17 protein-coding genes are annotated in these 16,051 nt (G+C 61.4%); 5 read left to right on the forward strand and 12 right to left on the reverse strand.

The genetic code is table 11. The features are described from left to right. The first annotated feature begins 105 nt into the window (after positions 1 to 105). A complete protein-coding gene (locus CRX69_RS15320) occupies positions 106 to 810 on the forward strand; it encodes a YebC/PmpR family DNA-binding transcriptional regulator (RefSeq protein WP_047228487.1) in 705 nt (234 codons plus the stop codon). Here the strand turns inward: CRX69_RS15320 and CRX69_RS15325 are convergent. The 8 genes from CRX69_RS15325 to CRX69_RS15360 all read right to left on the reverse strand — a co-directional run bounded on the left by CRX69_RS15325 (position 807) and on the right by CRX69_RS15360 (position 9,006). Beyond that, entirely contained in the window at positions 807 to 2,162 is a 1,356-nt protein-coding gene (locus CRX69_RS15325) for a leucine-rich repeat-containing protein kinase family protein (RefSeq protein WP_107323263.1), read from the reverse strand. The two genes, CRX69_RS15320 and CRX69_RS15325, sit on opposite strands and share 4 nt — an antisense overlap. Before the next feature lie 151 nt (positions 2,163 to 2,313). Beyond that, positions 2,314 to 3,375: an ABC transporter substrate-binding protein gene (locus CRX69_RS15330; RefSeq protein WP_076383975.1), complete on the reverse strand. Its 1,062-nt coding sequence runs from the start codon at positions 3,373 to 3,375 to the stop codon at positions 2,314 to 2,316. Positions 3,376 to 3,393: 18 nt separating this feature from the next. Further along, positions 3,394 to 4,509: an NAD(P)/FAD-dependent oxidoreductase gene (locus CRX69_RS15335; RefSeq protein WP_107322280.1), complete on the reverse strand. Its 1,116-nt coding sequence runs from the start codon at positions 4,507 to 4,509 to the stop codon at positions 3,394 to 3,396. Further along, the gene (locus CRX69_RS15340; protein WP_047228484.1) at positions 4,506 to 5,861 is read right to left on the reverse strand and encodes an FAD/NAD(P)-dependent oxidoreductase; all 1,356 of its coding nucleotides are present in this window, start codon (positions 5,859 to 5,861) and stop codon (positions 4,506 to 4,508) included. Before CRX69_RS15340 ends, CRX69_RS15335 begins: the two co-directional genes overlap by 4 nt. A gap of 154 nt (positions 5,862 to 6,015) precedes the next feature. Then, a complete protein-coding gene (locus CRX69_RS15345) occupies positions 6,016 to 6,306 on the reverse strand; it encodes a (2Fe-2S)-binding protein (RefSeq protein ID WP_047228483.1) in 291 nt (96 codons plus the stop codon). Positions 6,307 to 6,313: 7 nt separating this feature from the next. Beyond that, a complete protein-coding gene (locus tag CRX69_RS15350; RefSeq protein WP_047228482.1) occupies positions 6,314 to 7,108 on the reverse strand; it encodes an ABC transporter permease in 795 nt (264 codons plus the stop codon). Positions 7,109 to 7,114: 6 nt separating this feature from the next. Next, positions 7,115 to 7,984, reverse strand: a complete 870-nt coding sequence (locus tag CRX69_RS15355; RefSeq protein ID WP_107322281.1) for an ABC transporter permease — start codon at positions 7,982 to 7,984, stop codon at positions 7,115 to 7,117. Beyond that, positions 7,981 to 9,006 (reverse strand): ABC transporter ATP-binding protein, encoded by a 1,026-nt coding sequence (locus CRX69_RS15360; protein WP_107322282.1) that lies wholly within the window; start codon positions 9,004 to 9,006, stop codon positions 7,981 to 7,983. Before CRX69_RS15360 ends, CRX69_RS15355 begins: the two co-directional genes overlap by 4 nt. A gap of 246 nt (positions 9,007 to 9,252) precedes the next feature. Between CRX69_RS15360 and CRX69_RS15370 the strand changes: the two genes are divergently transcribed. Next, on the forward strand, positions 9,253 to 10,089 hold the full coding sequence (locus tag CRX69_RS15370) for an IclR family transcriptional regulator (protein ID WP_107322284.1): 837 nt from the start codon (positions 9,253 to 9,255) through the stop codon (positions 10,087 to 10,089). Between the two features lie 44 nt (positions 10,090 to 10,133). Here the strand turns inward: CRX69_RS15370 and CRX69_RS15375 are convergent, their stop codons facing one another. Then, the gene (locus tag CRX69_RS15375) at positions 10,134 to 10,886 is read right to left on the reverse strand and encodes an anti-sigma factor family protein (protein ID WP_047228478.1); all 753 of its coding nucleotides are present in this window, start codon (positions 10,884 to 10,886) and stop codon (positions 10,134 to 10,136) included. Next, the gene (locus CRX69_RS15380; RefSeq protein ID WP_047228477.1) at positions 10,883 to 11,389 is read right to left on the reverse strand and encodes a sigma-70 family RNA polymerase sigma factor; all 507 of its coding nucleotides are present in this window, start codon (positions 11,387 to 11,389) and stop codon (positions 10,883 to 10,885) included. Before CRX69_RS15380 ends, CRX69_RS15375 begins: the two co-directional genes overlap by 4 nt. A 164-nt stretch (positions 11,390 to 11,553) precedes the next feature. On the opposite strand from CRX69_RS15380, the gene CRX69_RS15385 reads away from it, so the two are divergent. Beyond that, the gene (locus tag CRX69_RS15385; protein WP_047228476.1) at positions 11,554 to 12,636 is read left to right on the forward strand and encodes a catalase family peroxidase; all 1,083 of its coding nucleotides are present in this window, start codon (positions 11,554 to 11,556) and stop codon (positions 12,634 to 12,636) included. Continuing rightward, on the forward strand, positions 12,633 to 13,169 hold the full coding sequence (locus CRX69_RS15390) for a cytochrome b (RefSeq protein WP_047228475.1): 537 nt from the start codon (positions 12,633 to 12,635) through the stop codon (positions 13,167 to 13,169). Before CRX69_RS15385 ends, CRX69_RS15390 begins: the two co-directional genes overlap by 4 nt. Before the next feature lie 98 nt (positions 13,170 to 13,267). On the opposite strand, the gene CRX69_RS15395 is transcribed toward CRX69_RS15390, so the two are convergent. Both CRX69_RS15395 and CRX69_RS15400 read right to left on the reverse strand, forming a co-directional pair. Further along, positions 13,268 to 14,419 (reverse strand): M14 family metallopeptidase, encoded by a 1,152-nt coding sequence (locus tag CRX69_RS15395; protein WP_047228474.1) that lies wholly within the window; start codon positions 14,417 to 14,419, stop codon positions 13,268 to 13,270. A 490-nt stretch (positions 14,420 to 14,909) separates the two neighbouring features. Further along, the gene (locus tag CRX69_RS15400; RefSeq protein WP_047228473.1) at positions 14,910 to 15,251 is read right to left on the reverse strand and encodes a DUF6124 family protein; all 342 of its coding nucleotides are present in this window, start codon (positions 15,249 to 15,251) and stop codon (positions 14,910 to 14,912) included. Positions 15,252 to 15,380: 129 nt separating this feature from the next. Here CRX69_RS15400 and CRX69_RS15405 point away from each other — a divergent pair, with 129 nt between their 5' ends. Further along, a complete protein-coding gene (locus tag CRX69_RS15405) occupies positions 15,381 to 16,028 on the forward strand; it encodes a LexA family protein (RefSeq protein WP_107322285.1) in 648 nt (215 codons plus the stop codon). The last annotated feature ends 23 nt before the right edge of the window (positions 16,029 to 16,051 follow it).

The following is a 16,051-nucleotide window of genomic DNA, read 5'->3' on the forward strand; positions in this document are numbered from 1 at the left end:
TCATCGGCGGTGATTTTTTGGTCGATCAGCCGGTTTAGGCCGTATAAACTTGCGCCACAGCGCCGGCCAGCAGATGTCTCGGCGCGACAGACAAGAGAGTGAGTAATGGGCGCACAGTGGAAGGTTAAACACAAAGAAGCGGCTGCCAACGCCAAGGGCAAGATCTTCGGCAAGCTGGTGAAGGAAATCACCATTGCCGCGCGCAACGGCGCTGACACTGCCACCAATGCGCATCTGCGACTGGTGGTCGAGCAGGCGAAAAAGGCCTCGATGCCCCGCGAGACCCTGGAGCGCGCGATCAAGAAAGGCTCCGGCCAGCTCGGCGAAACCGTGCAGTACCATCGTGTGACCTACGAAGGCTTCGCACCGCATCAGGTGCCGCTGATCGTCGAATGCGTGACCGATAACATCAACCGTACCGTCGCCGAGATTCGCGTTGCGTTTCGCAAGGGCCAACTGGGCGCCTCGGGTTCGGTCGCGTGGGACTTCAACCATGTCGGCATGATCGAAGCCGCCCCGGACAGCCCCGACGCTGATCCGGAAATGGCCGCCATCGAGGCCGGCGCCCAGGATTTCGAACCGGGCGAAGACGGCGCGACGCTGTTCCTCACTGATCCTTCCGACCTGGATGCGGTGCAGAAGGCGCTGCCGGAGCAAGGTTTCACTGTGCTGTCCGCCAAGCTCGGCTACCAGCCGAAAAACCCCGTCAGTGGCCTGACGGACGAGCAGATGGCCGAAGTCGAGGCGTTCCTTGAGGGCCTGGACAATCACGACGACGTGCAGGACATGTTTGTCGGGTTGGCCGGTTAAGCACCACAACCCCCTGTGGCGAGGGAGCAAGCTCCTTCGCCACAGTCGCGCAGTAAGCCTTCAATCTCCTCAAACCCCGGCCGCCCCAGCACCTGCGGCTGACAGCAGCGCGCCTGCAGATCCTGCAACGTTGCCAGTTCCTCAGCACTGAGCCCCGGTTCGATCCGCGCCAGCAGTTCCCCCAGCAAAATCCCGAACGCCCGCACTTCGATGCGTTGTAACGCACGGGTTTGCACCGTGTCGGCAGTGGCATGGAACGACGCCGCGCCAAAGTCGCCCAACAGACAGTCGCCCTGGTCATTGCACAAAATATTGTGCCCGTACAAATCACCGTGGGTAATGCCCTGGCGGTGCAGGTGCGCCGCCACCGAGGCGATGCCCAGGGCGATGCGCAAGGCCACGGGAGCGCTTAAACGCAGTGCGTCGGCATACACGTCGCGGGTGCAGGACTCCAGGCTCGGCAGCCCCGCCAGGTTGCGGTAGCTGGGCGCGATCAGGTCCATCACCAGTCCGGCCTGTTGCTCGGGGTGCCCGTTGATCTGGCCCAGCACGTCGATAAGGTTCGGATGACGACCTGCGGTGATGCAGGCGTGCATTTCATGCAATGGCGAGCCGTCGCTGGTCATCTGGCCTTTGTACAGTTTGAGCGCGACGTGTCGCGCGACCTGACCCGGTGGTTGCCATAGCGCCTGATGAATCACCCCCGAAGCGCCTTCGCCTAATTGTTGATGCACGTTCAGTTGCGACCAGTCGATGGGCGTCGTCCTCGCCAGGAGGTCGGCGTTGGCCTGGGTTTCCAGCGGGTTGCCGGCATAGGCCAGCCAGCTCAGGCTTGGCAACTCGAGCAACCATTGCGGCAGCTCGGTCAATTGGTTGGCGGCGATGCGCAGCAGTTCGAGACGATGGCACTGCCCCAGGCTCGTGGGCAACTGCTGTAATCGGTTGCCGGCCAGCATGAGCTTTTGCAAGTGCGGGCGTTGGCCGAGCTCTTGCGGCAACTGACTGATGCGGTTGTCCGTCAGGATCAGCCAACGCAATAGTGGCGGCAGGGCAGTGCCGGGCACGCGTTCGATGCGGTTAGCCTTGAAACCGACCATGGTCAATGCCGCGCAGCGGCCCAGGCATTCGGGCAATTCAATGAAGTGGTTGTCCGAGCAGAACAACACCCGCAGGTGGGGCAACCGATGCAGATCATCGGGCAGCGCAGTCAACTGGTTGCCGCTGAGATTGAGGACTTCGAGCGAGTCGGCCAGGTCGAAGATTTCCCGGGGGAACTGTGTCAGGCCGCAGGACAGATCCAGCCGTTTGATGCCCGACAGCTGGCCGGCGCGCAGTTGAGCGAGGGTGTGCATGAGAGGTTCGCTGCTGATCAAGGGGCGGGCATCAAGCCCGAAGCCGCACAGTTAACCAATAATCAGTTCAACACAACACCCTGTGGCGAAGGTTTTATCTGTGGGAGCAAGACTTGCCCCCACAAGGCCCCCTCGCCAGCGTCGAAGGTGTCTAGCGCTCGACGCTGCGGTTCCATCGTGCGTTCCAGGCCGGGCGTTGCTCGTTGACCTGGTCCCAATCCACTGCAATCGCCGTTTCCAGGTACTGCTTCATTGCCTCTACCTGGCCGCGGGTTTTGTCAGTGGTCGGTGTGGTGGGGTTGGACGGGATCTGGTCGCCTTCTTCCAGGGCGATGGCCTGGGCTTCGGGCGTCAGCAGGAAGGCGGCGAGCTTTTGCGCCAATTCAGGCTGGGTGTTCTGGGCAATGGCGCACTCAGCGACATTGAGCACCACCGCGCCTTCTTTGGGTTGCGCGTACTCGACCGGCATGCCCTTGAGTTTGAGCGCGGTCACTTGGGTCGGCGTCAACGGGAACAGCGCGGCTTCGTCGGTTTGCAGCATTTCGGAGATCTTCGCTGAGCTGGGGATGTATTCCAGCACGTTGCGTCCGACGGTGTTTGGCCAGGCCTTGAAGCCCGGTTCGACGTCAGTTTCGCTGCCGCCCTGGATCCGGTTGAACATCAGAAAACCGTGCAGGCCGAAGGTCGAGGAAGCCAGGGACTGGAACACCAGTTTGTCCTTGAAGCGTGGATCGGCCATGTCCATCCAGGAGGTGGGCGCACTCCAGCCATTTTCCTTGAACAACCGTGTGTTGTAGGCAAGTCCCGTAACACCGAGGCTGACGGCCACGGCTTGATCCTTGATGCGGCCCTTGGCCGGAATCTGGGCCAGGGGTGGGCTGTCTTCGAGCTTGTCGCACAGCCCCATGGCGATGGCGCGGTACATGATGCCGTCGTCGAGGAACATCACGTGCATTTGCGGGTTGCCTTTACTGGCCTGGACTTTCGCCAGGATGTCGGCGGAGGTGCCGGGCACGATCACCACTTTGACGTTGTTGGCTTTTTCGAAGGCCGGCAAGACCTTGTCGGCGTAAAGCCGCTCCATGGTCCCACCGTTCATGCCCAGATAAAGCGTCGGCTCGGCCATCGCCTGGCTGACGGGGAGCAGGGCGCCCAGGCAGGAGAAACCCAGCGAGCAGAAACCGAACAGTGCACTGCGTTTGACGTTATTCATTGGCGCGACCTTCCTCTATCAAGCAACGGAGATGGAGTGAAACCGGGTGATTGAAAACGCATCCAGCGACGTTTTTGACGCGCCGCAGCAGATGATCTCGGTGAGCGCCTGGCCCACCGCGGGACCGATCTGAAAACCTGCGCCGGCAAAGCCGAACGCATGCAACAGGCCGGGTTGGGTGCTGCTGTGACTGATCACCGGTTGGCGATCGGGCAGGTAACCTTCGGTGCCGCTCCAGGTGCGAATCGCCTGGGCACCTTTCAAAAAAGGGTAGAGCTCGACGGCTTGGCGCAGGATGTCGATCACTGCGTTCTGGCCGGGGCGGGCGCGGGCATTGTCCAGGGCGAAACCTTGGCCGCCCCCCAGCACGCAATTGCCACGGGCGACCTGGCGGGCGTAGATACCGCCGCCCTCCACGCCAGTGCTGGCATCCATCACCAAGGGTAATGGCTCAGTGACCAGCATCGCTGGATGCCCGGCGTGCATCGGCACCGCTTCGCCAAATTGCGCGGCAAAATGGCTCGCCCAGGCGCCCGCGCAGTTCAGCAGCCAGGGGGCCTGAAGCACCAGGCCCGTTTCGGTACGCACACTAAAGTGCTGACCGTCATGCTGCACATGGCTGACTGCGCATTGTTCAAAGACCTGTGCGCCATGCCTGCGGGCCGCCTGGGCAAATGCCGGGGACACCAGTCGCGGATTGGCGTGGCCGTCGTCCGGGCAGAGGGATGCTCCGACTGCAACTGCACCGACCCATGGGAAGCGGGCGCGCAACTGGTCACGGTCCAGCAGTTGCAGATCAAGGCCGAAGCCCTGGCTGTTGGCGGCATAGTCGTGCAGGGCTCGCAAGTCGTCGGGGCTGCGGGCCAATTTCAGGTGACCGCTGCGCTGGTACTCCCCGTCGATGCCGATCAACTGCGGCAACTGGCTCCAGATTTCATGGGCCCGTTGCGACAACGGCAGTTGTGACAACGGTCGACCCTGGCGCCGCACGCCGCCGTAGTTGACGCCGCTGGAGTGCGAACCGCAGAAGTCTCGCTCCAGCAATGCCACCCGGCGTCCGGCCTTGCTCAGGAACAGCGCGGCCGAGGCCCCGACGATACCGCCGCCAATGATCACGACATCCACTTCGATCATGGCTCGACCTCCAGGCCAAACGGTACGGGTTTGACCGGTGCCTGTGCCCGCATCCGGCCGATTTCGCCGACCGGACGCCCGCTCTCGCTGGCAATGATTTCCGCCGCTGCCGCGCCGCACATTCTCCCTTGGCAACGCCCCATGCCGACCCGGCAATGGGCCTTGACCCGGTTGATTTCCCAATGGCCTTCACCCACTACCTGGCGGATCTCGCCTGCGCTGACTTCTTCGCAGCGGCAGATCATCAGGTCGTCAGCGGCGTGGGCGGCCCAATCCGTGGGAAAGACAAAGGCGTGCTCCAGGCCCTGTCGGAAACGGCCGATGCGTTTCAGGGATTGTTCCAGTTGGGCGCAACGCTGCGGGTCGACCAGGTAGCCGAGGTCTTCGAGCAAGGCCAGGGCCGCACGTTCGCCGGCGATTTCCGCGGCGTCGGCACCCATGATTCCGGCCCCGTCGCCTGCCAGGTAGATCCCCGGCACGCTGCTGCGACCGGCAGGGTCACGCTGCGGCAGCCAGGCACGGTTTAGGGGGCTCCAGGAAAATTCGCAGCCCAGCAGGTCAGCCAGTTGGGTTTCGCTGCGCAAGCCGTGGGCGAAGGCCACCGCGTCGCAGTCGAGCGATTGCAAGCCTTTTGCATTGCGCCACTGCAATGACTGGACGCGTCGTTCTCCGTCGATACGCGACAGGCTCGCACCCTGATGCACAGCGATGCCGTGGCTGCTCAGCCAGGCGCGATAGTAGAGCCCCTTGGCCAGTGTGGCCGGTTGAGCCAGCAGGCCGGGCAGGGCGCGGGCCTGGGCGCTCAAGGGCGAGCTGTCGAGTACCGCGACCACCTTGGCGCCGGCCTTGGCGTATTGATAAGCCACCAGATAAAGCAAAGGGCCGCTGCCGGCGAACACCACCCGTTCGCCGATGGCGCAACCCTGGAACTTCAGGGCGATCTGCGCCGCGCCCAGGCTGTACACACCTGGCAGAGTCCATCCCGGAGCGGGAAGGATTCGGTCAGTGGCGCCCGTTGCGACGATCACGCTGGCGTACTCCAGGCGCGCGGCGCGGCCTTCATGCAAGGTATCCAGCAGGCCCGACTCGGCGTTCCACACCAGTGTGTCTGGCCGGTAATCGAGCTGTTCGCGCAACGCGTCGAAGGTTTGGTGCAGGGCGCTGGCTTTGTGCGCCTCAAAGCCATACAGCTTGGCCGGCGAGCGCTTGAAGTTGGCCGGTTGTTGCCGATAGATCTGTCCGCCACCGCGTGCGGCTTCATCCAGCAGGACGGGGTATACGCCGTGGGCGACCAAGGTCTGGGCGGCGCGGATACCCGCCGGCCCGGCCCCGATGATGACTACCGGTTTCATAGCCACCTCGCAGGCGATGCTGTGGGATTTATGCTGCTATCGCCGCCGCCATCGCGAGCAGGTTCGCTGCCACAGGGGGACGGTGGTGATGCTTGCTGCAAGTCCCCTGTGGCAGCGAGTCTGTTCGCGATGGGGCCATTCCAGACGGCATTGTTCATGGCTGGCGCCCCGGTTCGCGGGTGATCTGCTGGCCGGCTTCAAGTAGCGTCGAGCAGGCGCGCACGCGACGGCCGTCGCCCAAGCGGACCCAGCAATCCTGGCAGGCGCCCATCAGGCAGAAACCGGCCCGGGGCTCGGCGCTGAAGTCGCTGCCGCGCAAGTGTTCACTGCAGGTCAGCACAGCGGTAAGCAGGGTATCGCCCAGCAGACCGATGGCCGGTTTGCCGTCGAGGATAAAGTCCAATGCCGGGCGGTCGCCTTCGGCCAGTCGTTTCAACAGAGCCATGGTGCCCTCATTGTTTGCCCACCAGAACCCGATCCAGGCCATAGACCCGGTCGAGCAGAATCATGGTCAGCGCCGTGAGCGCGATGACCAGCGCCGACACCGCCGCCATCATCGGGTCGATGGATTCGGTGGCGTAGACATACATGCGCACCGGCAGGGTTTGCGTGGCCGGTGAAGTGACGAATATCGACAAGGTTACCTCGTCGAAGCTGTTGATGAACGCCAGCAACCAGCCTCCTGCTACCCCGGGCAGGATCATCGGCAAGGTGATTTGCCGAAACAGCGTGAAGCGCCCGGCCCCTAGCGATTGCGCGGCCTGCTCGGCGCTGCGGTCCAGGCCGATGGCCGAGGCCAGCACCAGACGCAGTACATACGGTGTAATCACCAGCACATGGGCGAAGATCAGCCAGGTGAAGCTGCCGTTCACGCCCATCAGCGCAAACAGCCGCAGCAACGCCACACCCAGTACCAGGTGTGGAATGATGATCGGCGACAGGAACAGGCCATTGAAAAAATCCCGGCCAGGGAATTCGAGCCGTGTGATCGCCAGCGCCGCCGGCACCGCGATCAACGTCGCCAACGACGCCGCACTGAATGCCAGGATCAGGCTGTTGTAGAACGCATCGATAAAGTCGGCGCGTTCGAACACCGCACGGAACCAGCGCAGGGAAAACGCCGTGGTCGGCAGGCTCAGGGTATTTTCCGGGGTGAAAGCAACAAGACAGACCACCACCAGCGGCGCCATCATGAACACCACCACCAGGGCATGAAACAACAGGGCGAAAGGACCGTTCCTGGACATGACGAGTTACCCCAATGACTTCTTGTAGCGGCCTTCGATCATGCGGTTCCACGACAGCATGATCAGCAGGTTGAGCAGCAGCAGCGCGACGGCAATGGCCGCGCCCATCGGCCAGTTCAGCTCCGACAGGTACTGGTCGTAGATCAGCGTGGCGACCATTTTCAGGCGGCGCCCACCGAGCAGGCCGGGAATGGCGAAGGAACTGGCGGCGAGGCCGAACACGATGAGGGTGCCGGACAAGACGCCGGGCATGATCTGCGGCAGCACGACCTTGCGCATCACCGTCAACTGGCTCGCGCCCAAGGACAGCGCGGCCTGTTCGGCGGCCGGATCGAGCTTTTGCAGCGAGGTCCAGACCGGGATGATCATGAATGGCAGCATCACATGCACCAGGGCGATGACCACGGCAAACGGCGTATAGAGCAGCTTCATCGGTGAGCCGCCGAAGGCTTGCAGCGTCTGGTTGACCAGCCCGTCGGCACCCAGCAGCAGGCTCCAGCCGAAGGCCCGCACCACCACCGAAATCAGCAGCGGCGTGAGAATCAGAATGAGGAAGATCGAGCGCCACGGCGCGCCCATGCGGCTGAGGATATAAGCCTCGGGCACGCCGATCAGCACGCACAAAATAGTGGTGAGTGCGCTGATCCAGAATGTGCGCAAGAAAATCTCGTAATAGTACGGGTCGCTCAGCAGGCTGGCGTAGTGGTCGAGGGTGTAGGCGTCCCCGTCGATGCCCGTGCCGTAGTCGAAGACATTGAACGACAGCACCAACGTCAGCCCCAAGGGAATGACCAGCAGACCCAGGTACCAGGCCAGGGCGGGCGCGGACATCAGATAGCCTTGCCTTCCCCGGCGCATTCCATCGATCAGCTTCATGCCGGCACCTCGTCCACGCTCAGCACCCGCAGCAGCGCCGGATCCCAGTCAAGACCTACCGCCGTGCCTTCGGTCATCGGCGCGCAGCCGTCGTTGCGGCGCACCACGCTGAGCTCGCCCAGGTTGGTCGAGACGCCGTACAGCCATTGGCTGCCGAGAAAGAAGCGGCTGACGATGACGCCTTGCAACCGACCCGAGCCGGCTTGGCACAGATCGATTTTCTCTGGACGCAGGCTCAAGACCAGTGGGCCGTGGCCCTGGCTGCAAGCTTGAACATTGCCCTGGCCGTCGCGCTCGCCGGGCAGCAGGTTGGCTTTGCCGACGAAGCCGGAAATGAACTCGGTGCGCGGGTGTTCGTAGAGGGTGTACGGCGCGTCGATCTGAGTGATTCGCCCGGCCTGCATCACCACGACTCGGTCACTGATGGACAGTGCTTCGGATTGGTCGTGGGTCACCATCAATGTGGTGATGCCGACTTCCCGCTGAATGCGGCGGATTTCGTACTGCATCTCCTCGCGCAGGTTGGCGTCGAGATTGGACAGCGGTTCGTCGAGCAGCAGCACTGGTGGTTCGATCACCAGCGCCCGGGCCAGTGCCACGCGCTGGCGCTGGCCGCCCGAGAGTTCCCGCGGGTAGCGCTCGGCGTGCTGGTCCAGACGCACCAGCTTCAGCACCCGATCCACCCGTTGTTGCAGCTCGGCGCCGGGCACTTTGCGCATGCGCAGGCCGAAAGCGACGTTGTCCTTGACGGTCATGTGGGGGAACAGCGCATAGCTTTGGAACACGACGCCCAGGCCCCGACTGGCGGGCTTGGCATGGGTGATATCGCGACCGTCCAGCAGGATGCGCCCACTGCTGACTTCGACGAAGCCGGCGATCATTTGCAAAGTGGTGGTTTTGCCGCAGCCGGAGGGGCCCAGCAGCGAGACGAATTCGCCTTTTTCCACCGAGAGATGGGTGTCCACCACGGCATCGATGGCGCCGTAACGTTTGCCAAGTCCTTCAAGTTGCACAAAAGCCATGATTGCGCTCCACCTGAGATTGTTATGCGTCGCCACAAGGCGCGCTTTTTTGTATGGGCAGATACGAAGGGATGCTGCGGGGTGCGTTGGCGCTCGACGTCAAGTCGGCTGCCGCTGTTGTTCGAATCGCCCCTGTATGGACGCAGAGTAGGACGAAGAATAGGATGGGCTCAATGGACTATTTCACTGAGACGATGACTATTTTCATTTTCCTTCAGTCAGTAAATTTAACCAGCGAGAAACTTCATGTCTGATTCCACTGATCGGAATATCGAAAAAAACGAAGTCGGGGTCGGCGCGGTCTCTCGACTGTTTGCCGTGTTGCGCAGCCTGGGTGACACCGTCGAGGGCGGGGAGCGGGTCACGCAACTGGCTCAGCGCATCGGTCTGTCTCAACCCACCACACATCGCATGCTGCGCAGCCTGATGGACGAGGGCATGGTCGAGCAGGATGCGCGCAGCAAACGCTATCGCCTGAGCCTGGACTTTTTTGCCTTGGCCGCGCGTGCCGGGAACACCGGCAACCTGCGTGAGTTGACGCGCCCTGCCATGCTGCGGCTGTCGGCGTCCCTGGGGGATTCGTTGTTTCTGCTGGCGCGCAGTGGTTTCGATGCGATCTGTCTGGACCGCAGTGAAGGTCCTTTCCCGATCCGCACATTCACCGGCGACATAGGCGGTCGCGTGGCGTTGGGCGTGGGGCAGGGCAGCCTGGCGATCCTGGCATTCCTGCCGGAAGAAGAGCGCGACACGGTGATCCAGTACAACCTGCCACGGCTCAAGGATTTTCATTTGTACGATGAAGTCTTCCTGCGCACGGAAGTGGAGAGCGTGCGTGCGCTGGGTTACGCCGGACGCAACACCGGGGTGTTGCAAGGCATGGCCGGGGTGGCTGTGCCAATCCTGGACCGGGAGGGCCGCGCCGTGGCGGCGTTGAGCGTGGCGACCGTGAGTGATCGACTGGGGCCCGACCGGCTGCCGACGGTGGTGGAAATGCTCAAGCGCGAGGCCGCCCTGATCGGACCGCGAGTCAACCCGTTCGACCCGCTGCTGCGCAGACCTTCGCAGGTGTTTGGGCAGGGTTGAATTTCACGGGCATCCCCGACCTCTGTGGGAGCGGGCTGCAGCGCTCAGAAATTCAGGGTTTGCTTGAGCTTTTGCGCCGCTGGCGTATCACTGGGTATGACCATCGCATAGTTGTATCCCGGTCCGGACCAATACTCGGCTTGCAACTCGCCGTCACGACGGCTGCCGCGCGGTAGCAGGAAATTTTTCGGGCCTGGTGGACGCACGTAGAAGCTGATCTTCTGGCCGCTCGGGTCCTGATAAACCACCATCGCCGCCGCGCCTTGCTCGGTGCTCAGCAATCGCCCGCTGACCGGCTTGAATCCTGCCGCCGACAGATCTGGCAGGCGGTCGGCCCGCGTGAAGTAACGGTCGAGCCAGCCTTGCATGGTGCTCTCATCGCCGCCTTGGTAATCGGCCGGCAGGATGCCTTGCTGGGCAAACAATCGATACGCCTGCAAGGCGTCGCTCATGGGCAGCATAGCGCTGACGAGCGTCATCTCCCGGGCCTTCCAGCCGCTCAAACCGCCGACACTGACGGCCAACACCAACACTGCCGCGCTGGCCAGATGGCGATGGAACCGATGTTTCAGGCGTTGGCGGATCGCTGTCGGGTCGAGGTCCGGATTAGGCGCGTGTTGCAGGCCTGCGTTCAGAGCCGCGCGCAAGTGTTGTGCGTCCTGTTGCCAGGCCTGGACCCGGGCGGCGACTTCCGGGTGATTGGCCAAGTAGTTTTCCATCAGACGCTGGTCGGCTTCGCTCAGTTGACGATCGACGAAGGCGTGCAAGTCGTTGTCGCTGGGGGGCATGCTGATCATTTGAGTATCCGCAGGGCAGGGCGGGTGATTTCGCCGTCGCTGAGTTGGCGCAGGGCCTGGCGGGCGCGGGATAGGCGCGACATCACGGTGCCGGTCGGCACGTCGAGGATGTCGGCCACTTGTTGGTAGCTCAAGCCTTCCACCGACACCCACAGCAACAGCGCACGTTGTTCGGTCGTCAGTCGATCGAAAGCCTCGAGGGACGATTGGGCGATCACGCTGCGCTCGGCTGAAGGGTGAGCATCATCGCGACCGGTGAAAAATTCCAGCATGCGTGCATAGCGTCGGGAACGACGATGGCTATCGAGAAACTGTCGATAAAGAATCGAAAACAGCCAGGCCCGAAGGTCACCATCGGCCCGTTTGTCATTCCATTTTGACAATGCCCGCTCCAGGCACGCTTGCACCAGGTCGTCAGCATTGCTGGGGTTGCGCGTCAACGACACGGCAAAACGCCGTAGTCGGGGGATGAGCGTGCGCAACTGTTCGTCGAGTTCGTTCATGGCTGTGCTTCTTTGGCAGTCACTGCGCCGGGAGTGGAAAGACGACTCGCGAACGAGATTATTCCAGCCTGGGAAAAATAAATACGAAGTGTGGGAATAAAACCCTCTGGCTTTCGTCTGACGGGTCCTTTAGTACAAACGGCCTTGGGCCTTGGAGCTTCGTCATGGTTGACCCTTCCTTTGAACCGAGCCGGCCGCCGTTGAGTGCCGCCAGCCTGGCGCTGCGCCTGACCGGCATTGCTGTGATTGTTGCCGCGTTGGCCGGGACATTTGCCTACGTCAACGGAACCCTTGACCCACAACGCCTGACACCGAATGCGCTGGTCAACGTGCTGGAAAAGAACAACGGTGTGCACCCGGGCTTTCGTCGCAATCACTCCAAAGGGGTTTGCGTTGCGGGCTATTTCCAAAGCAGCGGTGAGGCTCGCCCCTATTCCAGTGCCCAAGTCTTCCTGGAGGCGCGCACGCCGGTCGTCGGGCGGTTTGCCTTGCCCAGCGGCAACCCCTACGCGCCGGACAACAGCGTGCCGATCCGCAGCCTGGCGCTGCGCTTCACCCAAGCCAACGGGCAGCAGTGGCGTACCGGCATGAACAGCATGCCGGTGTTTCCGGTGGGCACGCCCGAAGCGTTCTATCAGTTGCAACAGGCACAATCGCCGGATCCGGCCACGGGCAAACCCAACCCTGCGGCCGTACCCGCCTTCTTTGCCGCGCACCCGGAAGCCAAACCGTTCCTGCAATGGATCAAGACGGCCAGGCCATCGGCCAGCTATGCCACCGAAACCTACAACGGCATCAATGCGTTCTATCTGGTCAATCCTGCGGGACAACGCCAGGCGGTGCGGTGGGGCGTGGTGCCAGTGGCTTCGGATGGCACGGACGTGACGCCACCCCAGGGCGCTGACTTTCTGGAACAGGATCTGGTCAAGCGCCTGGCTGCGGGGCCGTTGCGCTGGCAGCTGAATATCACGTTGGCCAATCCGGGCGATCCGGTGAACGATGCCAGCAAAGCCTGGCCCGAAGATCGAACGGTGCTCAACGCCGGTACGCTGGTGCTGGAGCGCACCCAGTCACAGGACGACGGCGAATGCCGCGACATCAACTATGACCCGCTGATTCTGCCGAGCGGCATCGAAGGTTCAGATGACCCGCTTTTGGCGGCGCGCTCTGCCGCGTATGCCAGTTCGTACTTGCGGCGCACCAGCGAAGTCAGTCAATTGCCCGCCAACCAGGAGTCCCGCCCATGAGCGCCCCTCGACACTTCGCACCGCTGGCTCGACTGCTGCACTGGTTGATGGCATTGATGGTCATTGCCATGCTCTTTATCGGCGCGGGCATGGTGGCCTCGGTGTCCGAGCGCCATGAATGGCTGCTTCAGTTGCACAAACCCTTGGGCATCGCGATTTTGCTGCTGGTGATCGTACGCCTGGTGGTGCGTTTTACGACACGCCAACCACCATTGCCGGCCGATCTGCCAGGCTGGCAGGCGTTGGCGGCCAAGGCGTCCCATGCTCTGTTGTATGCCTTGATGTTGATTCTGCCCCTGTTGGGCTGGGGCATGATTTCAGCGGCGGGAGACCCGGTGATGCTCAGCAGCTCCCTGCAATTGCCTTCCATCGTACCGGCGGATGCCCAGACTTTCGCACTGTTGCGCAAGGCCCACGGCTACCTGGCTTATCTATTGTTCCTGACCGTGCTGGTGCATCTGGCGGCGGCACTGTTTCATGGTTGGGTGCGTCGGGATGAGGTGTTGGACAGTATGTTGCGAGGACGGGATTGAAGTCCCCGCCACCTGTCGACAAACGATAACTTGTGGCGAGGGAATGAATCCCTCGCCACCGAGTGCCCACCACGGGGAGGGCGTTGGATGATGGAGCGTTAGCGCAGCTCGTCGACCATGTCCGCTATGGTGCTCAATACATCCTTGCCCAATTGCATCGAACGCTTGCCGGACCAGCCGGTGCGAGGATCCGGGTGGTCGTCATGATCCTTGAACGGCATCTCCAGGGTCAGGGACAGGCAGTCGTATTTCTGGCCGACCGCGTTACAAGCCAGGGTCATGTTGGCCAGGCCCGGTGCGTCGCGGGTGTAGCCGTGAGCGGTCTGAAAGTCTTTGGTCTGGTGCTTGAGATCGCTGCGAAAGCGCTCTTCGAGTTCGGCAATGCGTGGCGTGTAGCCGGGGTTGCCTTCGCAACCGGCAGTGAAGACGTGAGGGATTTCCTCGTCACCGTGAACGTCCAGGAACAAATCTACGCCGTATTTTTCCATTTGCTGCTGTACGAAAAATACCTCAGGACTGATTTCCGGACTGGCGTTCTGCCAAGCGCGGTTGAGATCCTGCCCCATGGCATTGGTACGCAGATGGCCGTGGAAGGCACCGTCAGGATTCATGTTGGGCACCAGATACAGATCGGCCTTGGCAAGCAGTCGGTTCAAGCGCGTGTCGTCCTGATGCTGCAGGCGTTCGATCACGCCCTCCATGAACCACTCGGCCATGTGCTCGCCGGGATGCTGCTGGGCGATGATCCAGACTTTGCGTCGACCTTCGGCACCGCTGCCCTTGCGCAGTAGTTGAATGTCGCGGCCTTCCACGCTTTTGCCGACGGCCAGCAGTTCGGTCCCGGCCTTGTGCAGAGCCTGCTCGATCAACCAGTCGTGACGACCACGGCTGTAGGGTTCGAAATAGGCAAACCAGGCATGGGACTGTTCGGCTTCCAGGTGAAAGCGCAGGGCGTCGCCTTCGAACTGTGTGGGAATACGGAACCAGTTGACGTGATCATAAGAGGCAACGGCCTGGTAACCCGTCCATGCCTTGTTGTAGGACGATTGACTGGCATTGAGCAAACGAAAGGAATATTCCTGGCCGACATGCAAGCCACTGGCCTTGAAGTGGAACCACTGGAAGTGGGCGCTACGGGTGTCGGGTCTGATCTTCAGCAGTGATTGCAAAGGATTGCTGATGTCGACGATCTCGATGTTGCCGCTGTCGAAATTGGCGCTGATATCAAAGGAAGATTTAGCCACGGTCACGATTCCTGTGATGGATTTTATGACCGTTACTTTACACGCAAGGAGGAGGATGTCGGGACGATTGCGTGACAGAAAAGAGGGGGCGTCCTCCCTGGACGCTATTGGAGCTTAGTGAGTCCGCGATTGATTCTCAAGTGCTGCCTGTCGATAGTTTTCGTCGGTATGGCGTGGAGTGCTTGAAAAGGGATATTCATTTGCTATCATCGCCGCCATCGAATGAGCGACACCCAAAAGACTTCATTAGCCTGAAGCCATAAGCCGAAAAATCGGCAAAAAAAGACCCGGCAAAAAGCCGGGTCAAAAACCGTGATTAGCCTGATGAGGAGATATTCCAGAAGTCCGACCTAAGGTCTTCTGGCCTATCGACTGATCTCGCGACCAGCTGATGCAATAATAATCATTATCATTTGCAAGTCAAATGTTTTTATCCTGCCTATTGGAAAATATTTTCCTGGTCCCGCATTCGCGGTGCCATTCCCAAGTGCTACGCCTAGCGAGTAGGGTAGCCATCCAGTGACCGGTCAAGCATCACCTTGACCAGATCAATCATATGCACCACTGAAAAAGCCAGGTCGCGGCTCGACCCTTGTAGTCGGCTGGCGGATTCCTGGGCGGTGGCGGCCGCACAGCGCAGCAGGTCGCAAGCATGAACCAAGGCCTCTTCTGCGCTGATGTTGCGGTTTACGTCGAAGAAGCGATGTTCTGCAGGCGCTTCCGACATACCCGGTTTCAAGTAGTAGTCCAGAGCGCGTTGGGCCGCCGGGCAGTCCTTCAGCGAGGTGAGTGTACTGTCGAAAGGGCGGGTGGGCTCATCGTTGTTGAGTCTGTCCATGGTGTCTAGATTCTCCGTGTAGGGGCTGAAATCCTGAATCCAGAATAGTACCTATCGTAATTGTGACGATAATTTAAATACTACATTTTGTGTTTTGATGGTCGGAGCCAGCCAAGTATCGTGCCGCTCATGGATAAATGGATAGAGTTGGTCAAGGCCAAGATGAAGGAGCTGCGCATCACGCAAGTGGTGCTCGCAGAACGTTTGGGAATGTCCCAGGGCGGCGTCGGCCATTGGCTGACCAAGCGCCGGCAACCCAGTGTCGACGACATGAACCGGGTCCTGCGGGAGCTGGGGCTGGAGTTTCTGGAAGTGGCGATGGTGATCCGCGAGCCGGACACCTCCACCGAGGAAGGCATGGCCCTGGCTCAGAAGTACAATCCGTACTTCCGCTACCCGGTAAGTGATTGGAGCGAGGTAGGCGGGATTCGCGAAGGCGATCTGGCGTCCTACAGCCAGGCGCGCTATGAGCTGACGGACTATCACGCTCAGGGGGACGCATTCTGGCTCGTGGTGGTGGGAGATGCGATGACGTCACCCAGCGGGTTGAGCATTCCCGAGGGTATGTCGATCCTGGTGGACCCGGCCATTGACGCGGTGCCAGGCAAACTGGTGGTTGCCCAATTGCCTGACAGCAGTGACGCCACCTTTCGCAAGTTGATTGAAGAGAGCGGGCAGCGTTACCTGGTCCCGCTCAATCCCACCTACCCGAAAACCCTGTACACCGAGCAATGCCGCATCATCGGTGTGGTCGTGCAGGCCACCATCAGGTTCTGACTGGATCGGCCCGTGGGAGCGGG

The organism is Pseudomonas rhizophila (genome assembly GCF_003033885.1).
GTDB classification, from domain to species: Bacteria; Pseudomonadota; Gammaproteobacteria; order Pseudomonadales; family Pseudomonadaceae; genus Aquipseudomonas; species Aquipseudomonas rhizophila.